This window comes from Corynebacterium anserum (assembly GCF_014262665.1).
Taxonomy (GTDB): domain Bacteria; phylum Actinomycetota; class Actinomycetes; order Mycobacteriales; family Mycobacteriaceae; genus Corynebacterium; species Corynebacterium anserum.
This window is the reverse complement of the sequence record NZ_CP046883.1, coordinates 1,728,672-1,745,161: the sequence shown is the minus strand read 5'-3', so window position 1 is coordinate 1,745,161 and position 16,490 is coordinate 1,728,672. Positions and strand designations below refer to the sequence as shown.

At 56.3% G+C, this 16,490-nt stretch carries 15 protein-coding genes; 8 read left to right on the top strand and 7 right to left on the bottom strand.

Going from position 1 to position 16,490, the window contains the following annotated elements; translation table 11 throughout:
• Positions 1–54: 54 nt before the first annotated feature.
• Positions 55–921 (top strand): SDR family oxidoreductase, encoded by an 867-nt coding sequence (locus tag GP473_RS07285; protein WP_185770233.1) that lies wholly within the window; start codon positions 55–57, stop codon positions 919–921.
• Between the two features lie 113 nt (positions 922–1,034).
• On the opposite strand, the gene GP473_RS07280 is transcribed toward GP473_RS07285, so the two are convergent.
• From GP473_RS07280 to GP473_RS07260, 5 genes are all read right to left on the bottom strand, one after another.
• Entirely contained in the window at positions 1,035–1,274 is a 240-nt protein-coding gene (locus tag GP473_RS07280; protein WP_186276779.1) for a hypothetical protein, read from the bottom strand.
• A 5-nt stretch (positions 1,275–1,279) separates the two neighbouring features.
• Positions 1,280–2,098: a carbohydrate ABC transporter permease gene (locus GP473_RS07275; RefSeq protein WP_186276778.1), complete on the bottom strand. Its 819-nt coding sequence runs from the start codon at positions 2,096–2,098 to the stop codon at positions 1,280–1,282.
• Positions 2,095–3,135 carry a carbohydrate ABC transporter permease gene (locus tag GP473_RS07270; protein WP_186277302.1) on the bottom strand — a complete coding sequence of 347 codons (1,041 nt, stop codon included), beginning with the start codon at positions 3,133–3,135 and terminating at the stop codon, positions 2,095–2,097. The genes GP473_RS07275 and GP473_RS07270 overlap by 4 nt, the downstream gene beginning before the upstream one ends.
• Positions 3,136–3,498: 363 nt before the next feature.
• Positions 3,499–4,752 carry an ABC transporter substrate-binding protein gene (locus GP473_RS07265; RefSeq protein WP_186276777.1) on the bottom strand — a complete coding sequence of 418 codons (1,254 nt, stop codon included), beginning with the start codon at positions 4,750–4,752 and terminating at the stop codon, positions 3,499–3,501.
• A gap of 272 nt (positions 4,753–5,024) precedes the next feature.
• Positions 5,025–6,113 (bottom strand): ABC transporter ATP-binding protein, encoded by a 1,089-nt coding sequence (locus tag GP473_RS07260; protein ID WP_186276776.1) that lies wholly within the window; start codon positions 6,111–6,113, stop codon positions 5,025–5,027.
• A gap of 61 nt (positions 6,114–6,174) precedes the next feature.
• Here GP473_RS07260 and GP473_RS07255 point away from each other — a divergent pair, with 61 nt between their 5' ends.
• The 4 genes from GP473_RS07255 (at position 6,175) to GP473_RS07240 (ending at position 10,299) form a co-directional block, all read left to right on the top strand.
• The gene (locus GP473_RS07255; protein WP_186276775.1) at positions 6,175–7,374 is read left to right on the top strand and encodes a sensor histidine kinase; all 1,200 of its coding nucleotides are present in this window, start codon (positions 6,175–6,177) and stop codon (positions 7,372–7,374) included.
• 78 nt (positions 7,375–7,452) lie between these two features.
• Positions 7,453–8,256, top strand: a complete 804-nt coding sequence (locus GP473_RS07250; RefSeq protein ID WP_185770227.1) for a response regulator — start codon at positions 7,453–7,455, stop codon at positions 8,254–8,256.
• A 247-nt stretch (positions 8,257–8,503) separates the two neighbouring features.
• On the top strand, positions 8,504–9,466 hold the full coding sequence (locus tag GP473_RS07245) for an ABC transporter ATP-binding protein (RefSeq protein WP_185770226.1): 963 nt from the start codon (positions 8,504–8,506) through the stop codon (positions 9,464–9,466).
• Between the two features lie 2 nt (positions 9,467–9,468).
• On the top strand, positions 9,469–10,299 hold the full coding sequence (locus tag GP473_RS07240) for a hypothetical protein (RefSeq protein WP_186276774.1): 831 nt from the start codon (positions 9,469–9,471) through the stop codon (positions 10,297–10,299).
• Positions 10,300–10,389: 90 nt separating this feature from the next.
• Here the strand turns inward: GP473_RS07240 and GP473_RS07235 are convergent, their stop codons facing one another.
• A complete protein-coding gene (locus GP473_RS07235; protein WP_185770224.1) occupies positions 10,390–11,106 on the bottom strand; it encodes a TIGR03089 family protein in 717 nt (238 codons plus the stop codon).
• 98 nt (positions 11,107–11,204) lie between these two features.
• Positions 11,205–12,932 (bottom strand): LCP family protein, encoded by a 1,728-nt coding sequence (locus GP473_RS07230; protein ID WP_185770223.1) that lies wholly within the window; start codon positions 12,930–12,932, stop codon positions 11,205–11,207.
• 265 nt (positions 12,933–13,197) lie between these two features.
• On the opposite strand from GP473_RS07230, the gene GP473_RS07225 reads away from it, so the two are divergent.
• The 3 genes from GP473_RS07225 (at position 13,198) to manB (ending at position 16,345) form a co-directional block, all read left to right on the top strand.
• The gene (locus GP473_RS07225) at positions 13,198–14,079 is read left to right on the top strand and encodes an SDR family oxidoreductase (RefSeq protein WP_185770222.1); all 882 of its coding nucleotides are present in this window, start codon (positions 13,198–13,200) and stop codon (positions 14,077–14,079) included.
• A gap of 11 nt (positions 14,080–14,090) precedes the next feature.
• Complete coding sequence (locus GP473_RS07220; RefSeq protein ID WP_185770221.1) at positions 14,091–15,026, top strand: glycosyltransferase family 2 protein; 936 nt, start codon at positions 14,091–14,093, stop codon at positions 15,024–15,026.
• 233 nt (positions 15,027–15,259) lie between these two features.
• Complete coding sequence (gene manB / locus GP473_RS07215) at positions 15,260–16,345, top strand: mannose-1-phosphate guanylyltransferase (protein WP_185770220.1); 1,086 nt, start codon at positions 15,260–15,262, stop codon at positions 16,343–16,345.
• Positions 16,346–16,490 lie beyond the last annotated feature (145 nt).

Genomic DNA, 16,490 nt, shown 5'->3' with positions numbered 1-16,490 from the left:
CCCTTTTTTCTCTTTTTCCTTTGTCGACGCCAGGACTGCGCAATAATGCTTCTTATGTTTGATGTGAAAAATGTCCTGTCGAAGTTTCGTTCCAATCAGCTCAAAGGCGGATCAATCGTGATCACCGGCGCGGCCCAGGGATTCGGCCGCGCTATTGCCGAAAAGTTTGCGCAGGCTGGGTGGTCTGTGGGGGCCTATGACGTGGATGTGGCACGGCTGTCTGACTGGGCAGAGTCCGCAGCTAACGTGACGTGGGGGGAGCTCGACGTGCGGGACGCTGACGCATGGCAGCGCACTTTGGAGGAGTTTGCGGAGAGCCATGGTGGAGCCATCAATGTGGTGGTCAATAACGCGGGGGTGCTCTACTCCGGCGATTTCGTGGAAAAGGGCAGTTTTGACGCAGATGCTCGCTTGGTGGACATCAACGTTAAGGGTGTGCTTTTCGGTGCCCGTGCGGCATTCCCTTACTTGAAGAAGGCTGCGTCGCGTCAAGGGGGTAACGGCGTTCGCGGAGCGCATTTGGTGAATCTGTGCAGTGCGTCGGCCATCTACGGAACGCCTGACATGGCAACCTATTCCGCAACCAAGTTCGCTGTACGCGGCATTAGCGAAGCGTTGGAGGTGGAGTGGGACGGCCATGGGGTGCAGGTCTCGGATATTATTCCGCTCTACGTGAAGACCGGCATGCTTGAAAACGAGCACACGGTGGGAATGGATCGGCTTGGAGTGCAGAAGACACCGGAAGATGTGGCTGATGTGGTGTTTAAGGTGGTAACAAGGGGACGTGGTGTACCGGCAAAGGTGCATAATCCTGTGGGCGCTCAGCCGGGATTCTTGCTGAACGCCAGCTTCATGTCTCCGGCGTTCCTCACCCGTTTTGTTAACGGCAAGCTGGTGTATGAGAAGAAGGTGCGTTTCTAGGCCAAGGCTCTATTTGTTGGCGTGACTGCGTGGATAGGTGGGGTGTCCGTGTTGATGCCCTCCACTCGTTAGCGTGACGGCGTTGTGCCGGCGCAGTCTCGCCAACGCCACTTTTAGCGATAGCGGCTGTAGCCTTTCCACGCCAAAGCTGTTACCACGAGTAATAGGAGCAGCACTATTGAGGGCACGATCGCTGGCTCCGGTTGGAGAATGTTCCATATAGCGTTGCATAGCGCCATGAACGTAAAGAAACCCACGAATCCCAACAGCGACTCCCAGACCAGCTTTTTCCGTCGTGCGTCCGGGTCAGCGTTGTTGATGGGATCCGTGGGTTCGCGATTATCTGCGGTCATGGGTTCTACTTCACGCCACCGGCAGTGAGTCCGGATACGATGCGGCGCTGGAATATCAGCACCATAATTACCAGCGGAATGGTGACGAGAGCGCCCGCGGCCATGGTTGCCGCATAGGGGAATTCATAGGCAGACGCTCCGGAGAAGCGGGCGATGGCGACGGTGACGGGTTCGGTTGCCGTAGTGGAAAGCTGTTTAGCCAGCATAAACTCGTTCCATGTAGCGATGAAAGCAAGAATCGCTGTGGTAAAGAGAGCCGGGGCAGCTAAGGGAAGAATTACTTTGCGAAAAGCCACCGAGCGGGATGCCCCGTCTACTCGCGCTGCTTCTTCCAACTTCCAGGGGAGTTCTCGGAAGAAACTAGTGAGGGTGTAGACCGTCAGCGGTAGAACGAAGCTAATGTTCGGGATAATCAGTGCTTGGTAGGTGCCGATCCATTCGATGCGAGAAAATAACTGGAACAGCGGAGTGACCAGTGCAATACCGGGGAACATGGACGCTGCCAGGATAATTCCGGTGACTAATCCCTTCCCACGGAACTCCACACGAGCCAGTGCGTAAGCAGTGAACACGCCGACCGCCAGGGCAATGAGAGTGGTGGCGAGGCCAATGATCAGAGAGTTGCCAATGGCTCGGAGGAAGTTATTGCCTGCGTCGGTGGCTAGGGCATCGGAAAAATTATCCAGGGTGATGTGGCTCGGCAGAGGATTTGTTGAAAAAGTGTATGCCTTGTCGCGGAAGGCTGTGACCACCATCCAGTAGAACGGTGCCAAACCCCAGATGAGTATGAAAATTACTCCCACGTAGTTACGTACGGTTTTCATCGTGCGCCTCCTGGGGTGGTCACGTCTGTGGAGTGAGCGGCAGATGTGCGTGCTGGTTGCTTTGCGGCTTCGCGTAGTGAGAAGTGGGATCGTTGCGCGTCGTCCGTGTCTTTCTTTCGACGCCACCATGAGGTCTTCCTAGTGGTTTTCGGCATGTTTTGGGTGCCCCCAACGTCTGCGCCTAGGAACTTCACCATGATGAATGCCACGGTGAAGATGAGCAGGAAAATTAGTGTGGACATCGCGGATGCCGAGTTGTAGTTGCCTTGTTTGGTGCCGGTGATGACTAGCTGGGAGATCACGGCAGTAGGGGAGTTAGAGGATTCGGAGATCATGATGACTGGCAGGTCGTACATGCGGAGCGCGTCCAAGGTACGGAACAAAATGGCAACCATCAGAGCCGGTTTGATGAGAGGCAGCGTGATGTGTGTGAATTGCTGCCATTTGGAGGCACCGTCCACGCGCGCCGCCTCATATACGCCGCTTGGCACCATCTGGAGCCCTGCGAGGATCAACAAAGCCATGAAAGGTGCGGTCTTCCACACGTCGGCGATGATCACGGCAATACGCGCCGCCCAGGGGTCTGTAGTCCATGCGATGTGCTTGCCCAGAAGTTCGTTGACAATCCCCTGTTCAGCGAAGATGAATTGCCAGAGCTTTGCGGTAACAGCTGTGGGGATAGCCCACGGGACAAGAACCGCCGCACGGAGTAATCCACGGCCAATGAAGCTACGGTTCATGACCATCGCCATCCAGAGCCCCAGAACGGTTTCCAGAGCTACTGTGACTACTACGAAGAACAATGTGATCTTCAGCGCCGGCCAAAAGTCGGTGGCGAGCTGCCCCGGAGCACACTCTGCTACCTGTCCCGAGGGGGTCATGCACCGGTTGTTCAACCAGTACAGGTAGTGCTGAAATCCGGCGAAACCACCGTCTACAAACATGCCAGTGCTTGGATCCAAGTGGCGATCGGCTTGGAAAGACAGCCACACGGCGCGAACAACCGGGTAGCCAATCACTAGTGCTAACAGCAGCATGGAAGGTCCAACTAGCCAGAGCGGACGCCAGTCCCGCTTCTTTATGGGACGTGCTGAAGGCGCGTGTTCATCCCTGGTATCAGACACGCTCTGCGGTGTGGTGCTAGTAGCGGACACGCTAGAGATCTCCTGTCGTTTGTCTCCCCAGTGCGGGGAGCGCAGCGTACTTGTCCACGATACTTGGTTGTCGGGGTTCGGTGGCAGAAAAGTCAAACGTTCCGGCACCCCGATAAAAGAGAAAGAGGTCTACGGGCACCTCACGTGCCGTAGACCTTTCCTCTCCTAGAGACGCACTCAAAGCTTCCTCATAGTGACGCACTTAATGCTTCCTCATAGTGAGGTATTCGACGCTCGACGAGGGGATTAGCCTTGAGTGTTGTTGATTGCGGACTCGATGTCCTTTGTTGCATCGTCGACAGACTTGTCGCCGCTGAGGGCAGCGGACACATTGTCCTGGACGGCCTTGGACAGCTCGTCATACATTGGGGACGCTGGACGCGGCTTAGCGTGTTCCAGGGAGGCCTTCAGTGCCGGAAGGTAAGGGAACTGTTTCTGCAGACTTGCATCGTCGTAGATAGATGCAAGAACTGGTGGGAACGAAGCTTCCGCGAAAGACTTCTGGTTTTCTTCGCTGATGATGAACTTCATGAAGTCTAGGGCAGTGGCCTTGTGCTCGGAGTGGATGTTGATGCCGTTATTGTAACCACCGAGCGTGGAGGTGCCTACACCGTCCTTACCGACCAACGGAGTGACTTCTACCTTGCCCTTTACGGCGGATTCTTCAGCTTCCGCGTTGGTGTACATGTATGGCCAGTTCACAGCCATGGCGGTCTTGCCCTCGGTGAAGGCCAGGTTGGTTTCCTCTTCCGTTGCAGCCTTGGAGTTCTTGGCGATGGTGCCGTCCTTGTAGGCGTCTACCAGAGCTTGCAGGCCTTCCTTCGATTGGTCAGATGTCACGTTAGAGCTGCCGTCGTCTTTCAGGATGCTTCCACCCCAACCATCCATGAAAGCGGCAGTGGATACGGTCAGCCCCTCGTACTGCTTCAGAGTCATGGTCAGGCAGTCCTGGTTCTTCACTGCCTTGCAGGCTTTCACGACGTCATCCCACTTCTGAGGGGCGTCCGGAACTTCGTCGGTGTTGCGGTAGAGCAGCTGCGCGTTGGTGTTCATCGGCAGTGCCATGAGCTTGTTGTTGTAGGTCGCAGATTCAACAGTTGCTGGAAGAAGACCGTCAGTTTTTACTGCGAGGTCGCCGTCCAGGGGTGCGAGCCAGTTGTTGGCCGCAAACTGAGCGGTCCAGACGACGTCGAGAGCCATGACGTCGATGTCAGAGGAGCCGGCTTGGAGGGACTGCACGAGGGTGTCACGCTGGGCATCGGCCTCGCCCGCGAGTTCCTGGAGCTTCACCTTTTCTTCAGGGTGGGTGTCGTTCCATTTATCGATAATGGGACGGAGTTTATCGGTGTCATTCTTGCCCATGGCGAAGGTGATTTCACCGCGGCCGTCGGTATTCTTTGCCTCCTGGGAGGCCTGGTTGTCGCCGGAATCGGAACAGGCAGTGAGAGCGAGTCCGGATGCAGCCAGGATTGCGAGAAGTTTCTTATTATGCACAGCCATAGAGAGCCTTTCCTTGTATTCCACGGTATTCCACGCCGACTTCCGCCCCATCCGATCTGCGGAGAGCGAATACAAGGAGCCGACGCATGCCTGCATTCACCATAGTTGTCTGACGAAGGACTTTTCATTCTTTGGCCAGGGAGCTGGCAGAGAAATACCCCCGCATTCACAGAAACGCGAGGGGGAGAATTCTTCTGTTCTTCACCTGATCGTGGGGAAATACACCAACGCTCGACGGTAAAAACACTGGTGACGCGCCTCAGGGCCGAGGATTAGTTACCGATGCGCTGTTGCGTGGCGGCATCGAAAAAGTGAACTGTGGCGCCATGAGCGATACCGATGTGCACGGTAGAACCAATGGTCGGTGACGCTTCCGTCTCATGGCCACGGGCGATCAATTGTCCATAATGGGTATCTACATAGACATAAGAGTCTGCTCCGAGTTCCTCAACCATGTCCACCGTGCCGCGGATACCGGAGGAGTGGGATAAGGACGAGGTGGCGTCGAGATCAACAGCAGAATCCGAGATGACGGTGAGGCCTTCGGGACGAATACCGACGATGATGTCTTTATCGTCGAAGCCGGCGGGAAGCTCTACATCCCAGCCGGCGATAGGACCACGTGTCTCGAGCAGGTTCATGGACGGAGAGCCGATAAAGCCCGCAACGAAAGCATTGACGGGACGGTCATAGAGTTCCTTCGGGTCGGCGACTTGCTGCAGTTCGCCGAAGTTCAGTACGGCCACGCGATCACCCATAGTCATAGCTTCCACCTGGTCGTGAGTCACATATACGGTAGTGACCCCCAAGGAGGATTGGAGTTTCACAATCTGGGCGCGGGTCTGAACGCGGAGCTTGGCATCCAAGTTAGACAGTGGCTCATCCATGAGAAATACCTGGGGCTCGCGGACAATGGCACGCCCCATGGCGACACGCTGGCGTTGACCTCCGGAGAGATCTTTCGGTTTGCGGTCGAGGAATTCGGTGAGGCCGAGTGTTTCTGCGGCTTGGCCTACGCGCCGTGTGATCTCATCTTTCGGCGTCTTGGCAACTTTCAACGCAAAACCCATGTTTTCGGCGACGGTCATGTGTGGATAGAGCGCATAGTCCTGAAACACCATTGCGATATCGCGTTCCTTCGGCTCAGTTCCGGTGACATCCCTACCACCGATGGAGATGTGGCCGCCGGAGGTATCCTCAAGACCCGCAAGCGCCCGGAGAGTTGTGGACTTTCCACAGCCCGACGGGCCGACAAGCACTAAAAATTCGCCATCGGCGATATGGAGATTCAAGTCCTTCACCGTCGGACGCTCGGAGCCGGGGTACTGGATGTACACGTGGTCGAAGTTAACGTCTGCCATGGGGGCTAATCATACTTCAGGTGGAGGCGGCACGGCTGTCAACCTCATAAGCTGAGTGACTATGTCGCAGAAGTACCCGCTAGCAGATAGCGCACAGCCATGGTGGAAGGATCCCACCCTGTGGGTGCAGGTTGTTATCCAGACCGTTATTTTTTTCCTCTTTGGTGTAGGGGCCAACGCGGAGATCGCAGATGGACGTATGCTCCCGTGGGGCTTCGGGCTGTATTACGCAGGTGTGGCCGGTAGCTATATAGGTCTTCTGGTTCAGCGTTGGAGGATCAACTCCGGGCTGTGGCTAACTGCGGCGGGGTTGGCGCTGATTGGCGCTTCGGGAACTTTCTGGTACGTGATCGCATACCTGGTGGTGTGCTACGAAGCCTGGTACATCGTTGCTTTTACTCAGCGCAGGACAAAGGCATGGTTAACGCTGCTGTTTGTCGGATCTTTCGCCTCTATCGCTTGGATGGGGTGGTGGCAGAAATATGTTGGCATATTTAATGGGACTGCGAAAGATTACGTCGCAGGCCTGGTATTCATCGTGGTGTTGGTCTGTGTGAGCGTGGCATTAGCCGTAATGATCGGCCGCCAGACAGCGCACAGGAACGAACATATGCAGATGCTTGCGGCTCGTGCAGAACTCGCGACAGTCTCTGAGCGCAACCGTATCGCGCGGGAAATGCACGATATTGTGGCACATTCGCTGACGGTGGTCATAGCACAGGCCGACGGGGGAAGATATGCCGGTCGTACGGATCCAGAAAAGGCCATTCAGGCCTTGGATACCATCGCTGCACGTGGCCGGGATGCGCTGTCACAGATGCGTTCTTTGTTGTCTGTCCTTCACGACGGATCCTCGGAGGAACGTGCTGTTACCGTAACACCGGGTGTTTCGGGTATTCCTGATCTGATTTACGACGCCACGCATTCAGGTTTAAGGGTGGAATATAAAACCGAGGGGACTCCCCGTCGGCTGGATGAGGTTCGCGAACTGACCATTTACAGAGTGGTTCAAGAGTGCCTCACGAACATCATGAAACACGCTGGTGCGGTCGAGGTGACACTCTGCCTCGCGTGGGAGAAAAATCAGTTGCGCATTCGGGTGGATAACGCGCCGGGTGAGGAGTCTTTGGGAGGAACCGGGCACGGGCTGACGGGGATTGCGGAACGCTTGCGCGTGCACGGAGGTAGTGCTTCATGGGGTCCGTCACTGCTGTACCCGCAGGGATGGAATGTTACCGCTGAGCTTCCTCTAGGAAAGTAGCTCCTGCGCGTGATCGAGCTACGGCACTCGCATAGTGAGTGCAGCGAGATACCGCACTCATGTAGTTAGGGTAGAACCATGAATAGCTCCATACAGAGTTCCACGAATCAGACAGTTACTACCGTGGGCTTGGTGGATGATCAACAGCTGGTACGCGCTGGTTTCTCTCTCGTCCTCGACTCCCAGGATGACCTGCACGTTATGTGGCAGGCGGAGGACGGAAAGCAAGCCTGCGCATTAGCCCAATCCCAGCCGGTAGACGTGATTCTCATGGACGTGCAGATGCCCGTCATGGATGGAATCACTGCCACCAAAGAGATTGTGCAGATGCGCCCCCTGGGCCCCGCGGGTGAGCCAACCAGGATTGTCATGCTTACCACGTTCGATACAGACAACTATGTGATGAACTCCGTAGAAGCGGGCGCTAGTGGTTTTCTACTGAAGGATGCACAACCGGAAGAATTGATCGCCGCAGTGCGCACAGTTGGGGAATCTACCGCGGTTATCAGCCCGAAGGCTACTGCGCGGCTGCTCCGGCAGGTGCGTCAACGAGGGACTTCAGACACAACCTCTCCCTCCGTTATGGACTCCGGGGAGGGGAAGCCGGCGTCGGTGCAGGAAGAAGATTTAGATCCGACGCTAGGGCTGCCTGAACCACTCACACCGAGGGAAAAGAAAATCCTCGTGCTCATGGCTCAAGGCCACAGCAACCAAGAGATAGCCCATGAACTATATATCTCCTTATCCACGGTAAAAACCCATGTGGGGCGCGTTCTTATGAAGACTAACTCTCGCGACCGAGTGCATGCCGTGCTTTTCGCGTTCAAACATGGGCTGGTGGATCAGCAGAGCCTTCTCGATAGTGGCCGTGAAGAGCGATAGTGGTTCCGAAGAGTCCTTCTGAGGCGTTTGCCGTCTGCCTCTATTGTCGTGTCCCATACCCTGGGACTACCGGCGTCACCCCTAGGGACTTTTTGGGATCTTCGTCGGGCCGTATATCCGACGGGCGATAGGTCTGACCCCTAGGGGTTCTTACCGAGCCTCATACCCTGAGGTGACCTTTTGATTGCCGCGTAAATGGTACTTCAGTCCGATGTGCGTCGAGGGGCTGCACAGAATAATAGACACCATGATCACGGTTGAGAATCTACACAAGCGGTATGGAAAGAAAACTGCCGTCCGCAATTTGAATTTCCACGTTCCGGATGGCCAAGTAACAGGTTTCCTGGGGCCAAATGGCTCCGGTAAATCCACCTCGATGCGCTGCATGCTGGGACTCGATGCTCCCACCAGTGGACATGTGAACTTCAGCGGCACATACTCCACTGGGGAAGCGTACAGCGGGGCGTTCAGCGCGCTGGATCGCAAAGCTGCAGTCGCCGGCTCGGTATTGGATTCCTATTGGTTCGACCCCAAACGCTCAGGGCGAAACCATTTGCGTGCCATCGCATCGGGGGCGGGGATCAGCGATAAACGGGTAGACGAGTGCCTCGAATTAGTCGGCCTCACCCAAGCTGCGAAAAGCAAGGTCGGAGGTTATTCCCTGGGCATGAAGCAGCGCCTAGGTCTGGCCACAGCGTTGCTGGGCAACCCACAGCATCTGCTGTTGGATGAACCGGTCAACGGCTTGGATCCGGAAGGCGTGAGCTGGATACGTCGTGTTATCCGCCAGTTAGCTAGCGACGGTCGGGCGGTACTGGTCAGCTCTCATCTGCTGTCCGAGATGCAACAAACCGCTGATCGTTTGGTGGTGATTGGTCGTGGTGAGCTTATTGGTGAATTCACCATGGACGAGTTCCTCTCTGAGGGAACCACGATTGTGGTGGAATCCCGTGAGGCGGTCCTACTGGCAGAACAGCTGCGGCGCGAAGGGTTGACCGTCGATGTTGATATGGACCGGGTTCTCAGCGTGCAGATCCCCCAGGGGCAGAGCGACGCAGAAATCCGAACCCACATTGCCCAAACAGCATTGTCTCAGGGCTACCTCATCACACAGCTCAATACCGTGGCAGCCAATCTAGAACAACGCTTCTTGGCCGCTACCGCGAATGCACAAGAGTATCGCACTCAGACCCCGACGGAGGATCAGTAGCAATGAATACCTCAGCGACACAGAAAGCCCAGAAAACACAGAACGCTCCCCTATCTATGAAGGGGACATCGCCCGTAGGCTCCGGCAGCCAATTCCTTCGTTCCCTGAAGTCTGAGTGGGTCAAAAACGTCACCGTGCGGCGCACCTGGGTGTGGTGCGTTCTATTCCTTGGCAGCCTTTTTGGACCGGTCACGTTGATGGCGTTGTTTAAATCAGGAGACACCGTGACGTTCCAGTGGCCAGATATAGCTACTGGTGCCTCGATCTTCCTGCTCTTGTCCGTGGTCTACGGCGCATCGTCGACTGCACAGGAAATCAACAGCAAGATGAATGCCCATGCATTCCTCACCCAGAAAGGGCGCTGGCAGTGGCTAACCGCACGCTATGTGTTGTTAGTTGTCATGCTCCTGGTCCTGTGGGGAGCTGGTGGCGCCATTGCTTGGCTTATCGCGAGCGTTGCTCCGGGTACTGAATTTGTCGGTGGATCGTTTACGGCCATGTGGGCTAATGCGATTGCCATGCCCGTCTACGCATTGATTGGTGCAGGTGTGGCGGCTTTGACACGTAACCGAGTGGCAGGTCTGACTCTGCCACTGGTGTGGATTTTGGTCATCGAGAACATCCTGCTGGCGTTTCAATCGAAATACACGTGGGTGGAATTTCTCTACCACTGGTCACCAGGGCATGTGGTTAATGACATCACCCTCTCTGAACAAGGACTGATGCCAGGAGGGAGTGTATCGATCGGTCATTCTCTGACTGTCTTAGCACTCTGGCTGATCGTCTCGGTGGTGATTGGTTTGGTATCCAACCAGAAGAGAGATATTCAATAGCTCGCAGTTGGTATCCCGGGCGCGGTGAGACCTGAGTACACCTGAACTTCTAGAACTTATGCGTCCGAGGAACAGCCTGCGTCGTACTTCCTACCGGATTGGAGGGATGACGTGGGCCTTTTCCGTGTCTGCCAGCTGGGAGAGACGTTCGTCAGTGGTATCTGTGGTGACCACGACGGATCCCTGGACGCTGAGAGGGCTGAGGCATTTCTTGAGCCCCTCGGCACCATCCCACATTTCCAAGAGGACACGTTGTCCATTGTTCAGGTTCAGCTGTTGAGCGTAATTGCCCAATACTGGGAGATCGTTGCTTTCAGCTTGGGGTTCCGGTCCGAGAAAAACATCCGGCTGTGCGCGCAGTTCAGGGGAAAAATCGTTCATACCAAAAGGAATGTCGCCGCCGCATTCCTCCACTCCGCGACCAAAAGGGTCGTCAGACAGCACGTAGACTTCTTCAATCTGCGCTCCTGCTTCACTGGCCTCGAAAGCTTCGGCAAAGGCGACAGAGTCCGTAAAAAGTACGCGTGCAGTGGACGGAGGGGAATCGGGCATTGAGGAGAGCTTCGCGTCAATGATGGAAGCACCCACGCGCCAGCAGCCGATAGCGATCACCGCCGGTTGCCATCCCGGCGTCGCGGAGATAGCAACCTCGTCACCGGCGCCGATGCCAATCGACATGAGAAGGTTGGCGACTTTCGACTGCCAGTTGGCCAAAGTGACGGCGGAGAGTTCCATGCGGCCGGCATCCGTGTATGTGGTCAGCCGGGGTTCGGCCGGGTTGCTAAGCAGGGGAGCGATTAGATCCATGCCCACCAGAATACCGAGGCCGACGCGGGAAAACCGCTGGCGACAATATGGAGACAATACCGAGGTTGGCGCGGAGATTCCCTCGTTTTCGTTGGAGATTAATTCACGCACATTGGGGCGTTGGAACCGGCGTCGATAGGGCGGTTGAGTTGAGGTTTGTCGGCGACGACACCTTCGGTACCCACCACGTCGGAATTCCCCGAGGAAGTGGAGTTTCCAGAGCCGTGGTCAGAGTTAGAGGAAGAATCCGAGTCTGCTACACCGTCACCGTCGAGGTCTTTCATACCCTCAGTGTGCGTGCCGACAAATTCGGAGTTCGGGTCCTGCAGGGGAGCATCGCTTGGCCCCTTAGAGCCAGGGCCGTGGTAGGTGCCGGAGAGGGTGACGGAAATTTCTTTATCACCCAGGGATGGATCTTCGATGACCTTGAGACCACCCAGTTGACGAGCAATGGCACGAGCCGCTGGATCGTTCTTGTCTTTAGCGTTGACTTGCGATTCAGAAATACCGGATTCTGGAGCGTTCCCCACTTCACCCGTGCGGTAACCATAGTTCTTCGCGAGTGTTCCCACTGACGCGGCTAATCCCGGCACCTCGCCACCGTTAAGCACGTCGATGGTGTAATCGCTTGCGTTGAAATCGTCGATCTTGGAGTTGTCGTTATCCCCGTCGTGCTTGTCCGAGGCTTCCTTATCGGAGGACTTCTTCTCGTCTTCTCCGGCGAGGTGTTCGAAGAATTTGTGCACTTGGTTCTTGTCTACGGTGACGATGGACTCGCCGTAGTCGCCAGTACCGTCCAACGAGGTGACTGGGATGGTTTCGAATCTCACGTTGCCGCCGGCCAGGTTCTGCATCTGAGTGGCCATACCCATGATGTCCCAGTCGCCATCGAGAACGACTGAACGCTTCACGGCCTCGGTGAGTCGATTGATCTGGGATGGATTGGTGAGGGTATCCGAGCTCAGGATGTGATTGGCCAGGCTGGCCATGTAAGCCTGCTGGCGGGTGATGCGGTCGAGATCGCCGCGTGGAAGTTCGTGGCGTTGGCGGACGAAACTGAGCGCATCTTTGCCGTCTAGGGTCTGTTGTCCCTTCGGGAATTTCGCACCGGATAGTGGCTCGTCGACTGCTTCGTTGAGACACACATCGACGCCGCCGACGGCGTCGGTCAGCAAAACGAAGCCCAGCAGACCCACCTCGGCATAGTGGTCCACGTGAATGCCGGTGAGATCCGCCACGGAGGAGATCAGCGCCTTACGGCCTGCCTCTGTGGACCGTTCTTCTATTTCTTTTTTCGATAATCCGCTACCCGAGAGTTTTTGACTCTCCAGGTACTTGGTAGTTCCGTACACGCCATTGAGTTTCATATTGCCCTGGTCAGGGGTGGACACATACGTGTCTCGAGGAAGAGAGACGGCCGTGGCCGAAGAACCGTCATTCGGGATGCGGATGAGGATCATGGTGTCTGTGTTAGTGGCCTCTTCATCACCCGCCCGGAGCATCTTAATTTCGTCTTCCGTCAGCGGATTGCCCTGTGCGTCCGTGCGTGAGTCCACGCCGACGAGCAAAATGTCGGTGGCGCCATCGGGCTGCGATCCGAGGTCGAGACCGTTGGCCTGCGCTAATTCATGGTTGAGGTTACCGACGGTGGCGTACCCCACGCCCGTGCCCAGTAGGGTGAATGCGGATAGAGCTGCCAGGACGGTCTTCACCGGCTTGGATCCAAATTGGCGTAGCGGCTTGCGCGGGTACGCTGAGTGGATGTGCCGGGAGTGGCGAGGCGTGTGTGCGTTTTTACGCGCTGTGTCCTGGGGCTGCTCAGTCATTGATCCTTGTTATCTCTACAAGTAGGCACCGGGTGGTCAAAAATTCTGTCCACACTTTACTGCGTCCGCCTGGCAAAAGGGACAACCAACTCTTTCTTCGTGCGCAAAGTCTCATTCTTCGAGATCGTTGGGGGCTGTATCCCTACGTAAAGTGTCATTTCTTGAGATCGCTGGAGAATATCTTCGTTCGTAGACTCCCCCACGTCACGCTCTTGAGAGTGCACCGCATCTCGGCCACAGCATCAATCAATGTCACACTAGAAACATGGAACTTCTTGTCACCGGCGCTCATGGTCAGGTGGGGCGTGCAATGTCCTGCCTGGTTCCAACCCTGCGCGGCCTCTCCCGCTCTGATATGGATCTCGCTGGCAACTGCGATTTGTCGCCCTTTTTCCCAACGCCACCATCCCAGCCCACCGTCGTAGTGAACCTGGCAGCGTTTACCAACGTGGACGGCGCACAGAGCCCCGATGTGCGCGAGGAAGTGTACGCGGTCAATGGCCGCGCGCCAGGGTTGCTTGCGCAGCAGTGCACGCGTTTAGGTATTCCGATGATCCATGTATCCACTGACTATGTGTTCAGTGGGCGTCGGAAAAGAGGGGAGACCAACCACCCAACGGATCCGACCGAGCCGATCAATGAGTACGGGCGTTCCAAGTTGCAGGGAGAAAAGGCTGTGTTGGAAGCGGGCGGCATAGTCGTGCGGACTAGCTGGGTGTACACAGGTCCAGCTAATACAGGGCGAGACTTTGTGCGCACCATGGCGGATCTCGCAGATCGGGGTGTGAACCCTTCCGTAGTGGATGACCAGTGGGGGCGTCCAACGTACGCCCCGCACTTGGCAGCAGCCCTATGCGAGGTGGCGGCAGTGTTAGCGGGTGAGCACGAACACCTTGTACCAGCAGATCTGCCGAGAGTTCTGCACTGTGCCGGTAGTGGAGATCCCATCACGTGGTGTGACTTGGCTCAGGCCACTTTTGCGGCGACAGGTCACGAGCCGCAGAGGGTCACCCCCATCACCAGTGCCGAGTATCCAGTGCCTGCGCCTCGCCCTGTGAACTCCGCCTTGTCCCTTGAGGAGTGGGTGGACGCTGGTCTTCAGCCTCTTCCCGCGTGGCAGGACGGATTGATTCACGCTGTGGAGTAGGCTCCCTGAGCATGGCACCCATCGCGATCATCACTGTCACTTATTCCCCAGGACAGCACTTGTGGGATTTCGTGAACTCTATCCCTGCCGCAACTCAGCGGGGAGGGCACGTGGTGATCGTCGACAATGGTTCTCGCGATGGGGTCCCTGAGGCCGTCTGCCGCGCTGATCATCCGATGCCGGTGGAGCTCATTCACTCTGGCGGCAACGTGGGATACGGAGCGGGGATGAATATCGGATGGAAAGCTCTACGCGATAAACGTCAGTCTGGTGAGATTGATACCGACTACCTGATGATCGTGAACCCCGACGTTGTGTTCAACCAGGGTGCGATCGACCGGATGATCGAAGCGATGGAGCGTCATCCGCGCGCGGGTGCCGTCGGACCGCTGATACGTGAGATTGACGGCTCCGTGTACCCCTCAGCCCGTGCAGTTCCGCAGCTAGGATCCGGAATTGGTCATGCACTGTTGGGGCCGGTATGGAAAAATAACCCGTGGACTAAGCGTTACCTTGATGATACGGATATGAGCAACGAACGCCGGGCTGGATGGCTGTCTGGCTCCTGCCTGCTGTTGCGTTGGGACGCATTCGAGTCTGTCAATGGTTTCGACGAGCGGTATTTCATGTACATGGAAGACGTGGATCTTGGTGACCGCATGGGCAAAGCTGGATGGCTGAATATTTTCACTCCCGCGGCGGAAATCGCCCATGCCCAGGGCCACTCGGCCAGTAAGCATCCGCAAATAACCCTTAAGGCGCATCACGATAGCGCGTATCGCTTTCAAGCCGATCGTCTAGTGGGCTGGAAATATGCTCCCGTACGAGCAGTGTTGAAAGCCGGTCTCAGCACACGGTGCATTATTGCTGTGACATTGGCACAGCGCGCCCTGAAAAAGGAACAACGGCAAAAGGAGCAAGAGGAAAAGAAAAGCCACGGCGTCTAGGCGACGAGGAACACCCAGATGCTGTCTTTTGCGGATGACAGCACCTGTTGTAGATCACAGGTACACAATATTTTCGTAGTCTACGGCGTGGATAGTCGGAGTCATTGGTGGCGTCAGTTAGTCTCCAGGGCAACAAGATAACTCCCAGGCACGCGCCATAGCACGCGCAGGGGATGAACACGCTACGCGGAAGTGATACGACTTCCGCGAGAAGGATGCGAAGAACACTAGGTATGTCTGACAATCTTGCAGCCAATACTGACGCGGTCATTTTGGTCGGAGGCAAAGGCACACGTCTACGCCCGCTGACCAACACCATCCCCAAGCCGATGCTTCCCACTGCCGGCTACCCATTCCTACGTCACTTGCTCGCTCGCATTAAAGCCGCAGGAATGAACCACGTGGTACTCGGGACCTCCTTTCGCGCAGAGGTGTTTGAGGAATACTTCGGCGACGGTTCCGATTTTGGCCTAGAGATTGAATACGTGGTTGAAAATGAGCCGTTGGGCACTGGCGGAGGTATCCGTAACGTTCTCAGTCGTCTGCGTTACGACCGCGCGATGATCTTCAACGGTGATGTGTTGGGTGGGACCGACCTCAATGCTGTGTTGGACAGCCACGTCAAACGTAAAGCCGATGTGACTCTTCACCTGTTGAGAGTGGCTGACCCCCGCGCCTTCGGTTGCGTTCCCACAGACGATGATGGGCGAGTGAGTGCCTTCTTGGAAAAGACGGAAGATCCACCGACAGACCAGATTAATGCGGGAACCTACGTATTCAATCGTGACATTATTGAGGCAATCCCACAGGGACGGGTCATTTCCGTTGAGCGCGAGGTGTTCCCAGAGCTTCTGGAACGTAATTTGCGTGTGTTTGGCCATGTGGATCAAGCATATTGGCGCGACATGGGGACCCCGGATGACTTTGTGCGAGGATCCTCTGATTTGGTTCGCGGCATTGCTCCCTCGCCATTGTTGGAAGGCCACACGGGCGAAGCCTTCGTGGATGATTCTGCGGTAGTCGGTGGCGGTGCCTTGCTTCTGGGCGGCACGGTGGTGGGACGCGGTGCAGAGATTGGTGCGGGAGCTCGTTTGGACACCTCAGTCATTTTTGATGGGGTGCAGATTGAGGCAGGTGCCACCGTGGAGCGCTGTGTGGTTGGTGCTGGTGCTCGCATCGGCGCCCGTGCCGTTCTTACCGACTGCATCATTGGAGAAGGCGCGGTGATTGGTGCGCGTTGCGAATTGCGTCATGGTGCGCGTGTGTGGCCAGGTGTGCAGATTCCCGATGGCGGGTTGCGTTTTTCCTCTGATGTTTAGGTGACGTCGAGGGTTTCCTTGTAAAAAGAAGTTCGGACTGTGTGGGCTGGTTGAGGTGAACAGTGGGGCTCTGGTGATGGGAGAGCTCGGGTAAACAGGGATCCATGCACATGTGGCGGAGTCCGCGGATTGTTGAGCCGTGCAT

Bases quoted from the DNA above. Each gene is read 5' to 3' on its own strand.
- GP473_RS07285 (WP_185770233.1), top strand. From the start codon at position 55: ATGTTTGATGTGAAAAATGTCCTGTCGAAGTTTCGTTCCAATCAGCTC.
- GP473_RS07280 (WP_186276779.1), bottom strand. From the start codon at position 1,274: ATGACCGCAGATAATCGCGAACCCACGGATCCCATCAACAACGCTGAC.
- GP473_RS07275 (WP_186276778.1), bottom strand. From the start codon at position 2,098: ATGAAAACCGTACGTAACTACGTGGGAGTAATTTTCATACTCATCTGG.
- GP473_RS07270 (WP_186277302.1), bottom strand. From the start codon at position 3,135: ATGCTGCTGTTAGCACTAGTGATTGGCTACCCGGTTGTTCGCGCCGTG.
- GP473_RS07265 (WP_186276777.1), bottom strand. From the start codon at position 4,752: ATGGCTGTGCATAATAAGAAACTTCTCGCAATCCTGGCTGCATCCGGA.
- GP473_RS07260 (WP_186276776.1), bottom strand. From the start codon at position 6,113: ATGGCAGACGTTAACTTCGACCACGTGTACATCCAGTACCCCGGCTCC.
- GP473_RS07255 (WP_186276775.1), top strand. From the start codon at position 6,175: ATGTCGCAGAAGTACCCGCTAGCAGATAGCGCACAGCCATGGTGGAAG.
- GP473_RS07250 (WP_185770227.1), top strand. From the start codon at position 7,453: ATGAATAGCTCCATACAGAGTTCCACGAATCAGACAGTTACTACCGTG.
- GP473_RS07245 (WP_185770226.1), top strand. From the start codon at position 8,504: ATGATCACGGTTGAGAATCTACACAAGCGGTATGGAAAGAAAACTGCC.
- GP473_RS07240 (WP_186276774.1), top strand. From the start codon at position 9,469: ATGAATACCTCAGCGACACAGAAAGCCCAGAAAACACAGAACGCTCCC.
- GP473_RS07235 (WP_185770224.1), bottom strand. From the start codon at position 11,106: ATGGATCTAATCGCTCCCCTGCTTAGCAACCCGGCCGAACCCCGGCTG.
- GP473_RS07230 (WP_185770223.1), bottom strand. From the start codon at position 12,932: ATGACTGAGCAGCCCCAGGACACAGCGCGTAAAAACGCACACACGCCT.
- GP473_RS07225 (WP_185770222.1), top strand. From the start codon at position 13,198: ATGGAACTTCTTGTCACCGGCGCTCATGGTCAGGTGGGGCGTGCAATG.
- GP473_RS07220 (WP_185770221.1), top strand. From the start codon at position 14,091: ATGGCACCCATCGCGATCATCACTGTCACTTATTCCCCAGGACAGCAC.
- manB (WP_185770220.1), top strand. From the start codon at position 15,260: ATGTCTGACAATCTTGCAGCCAATACTGACGCGGTCATTTTGGTCGGA.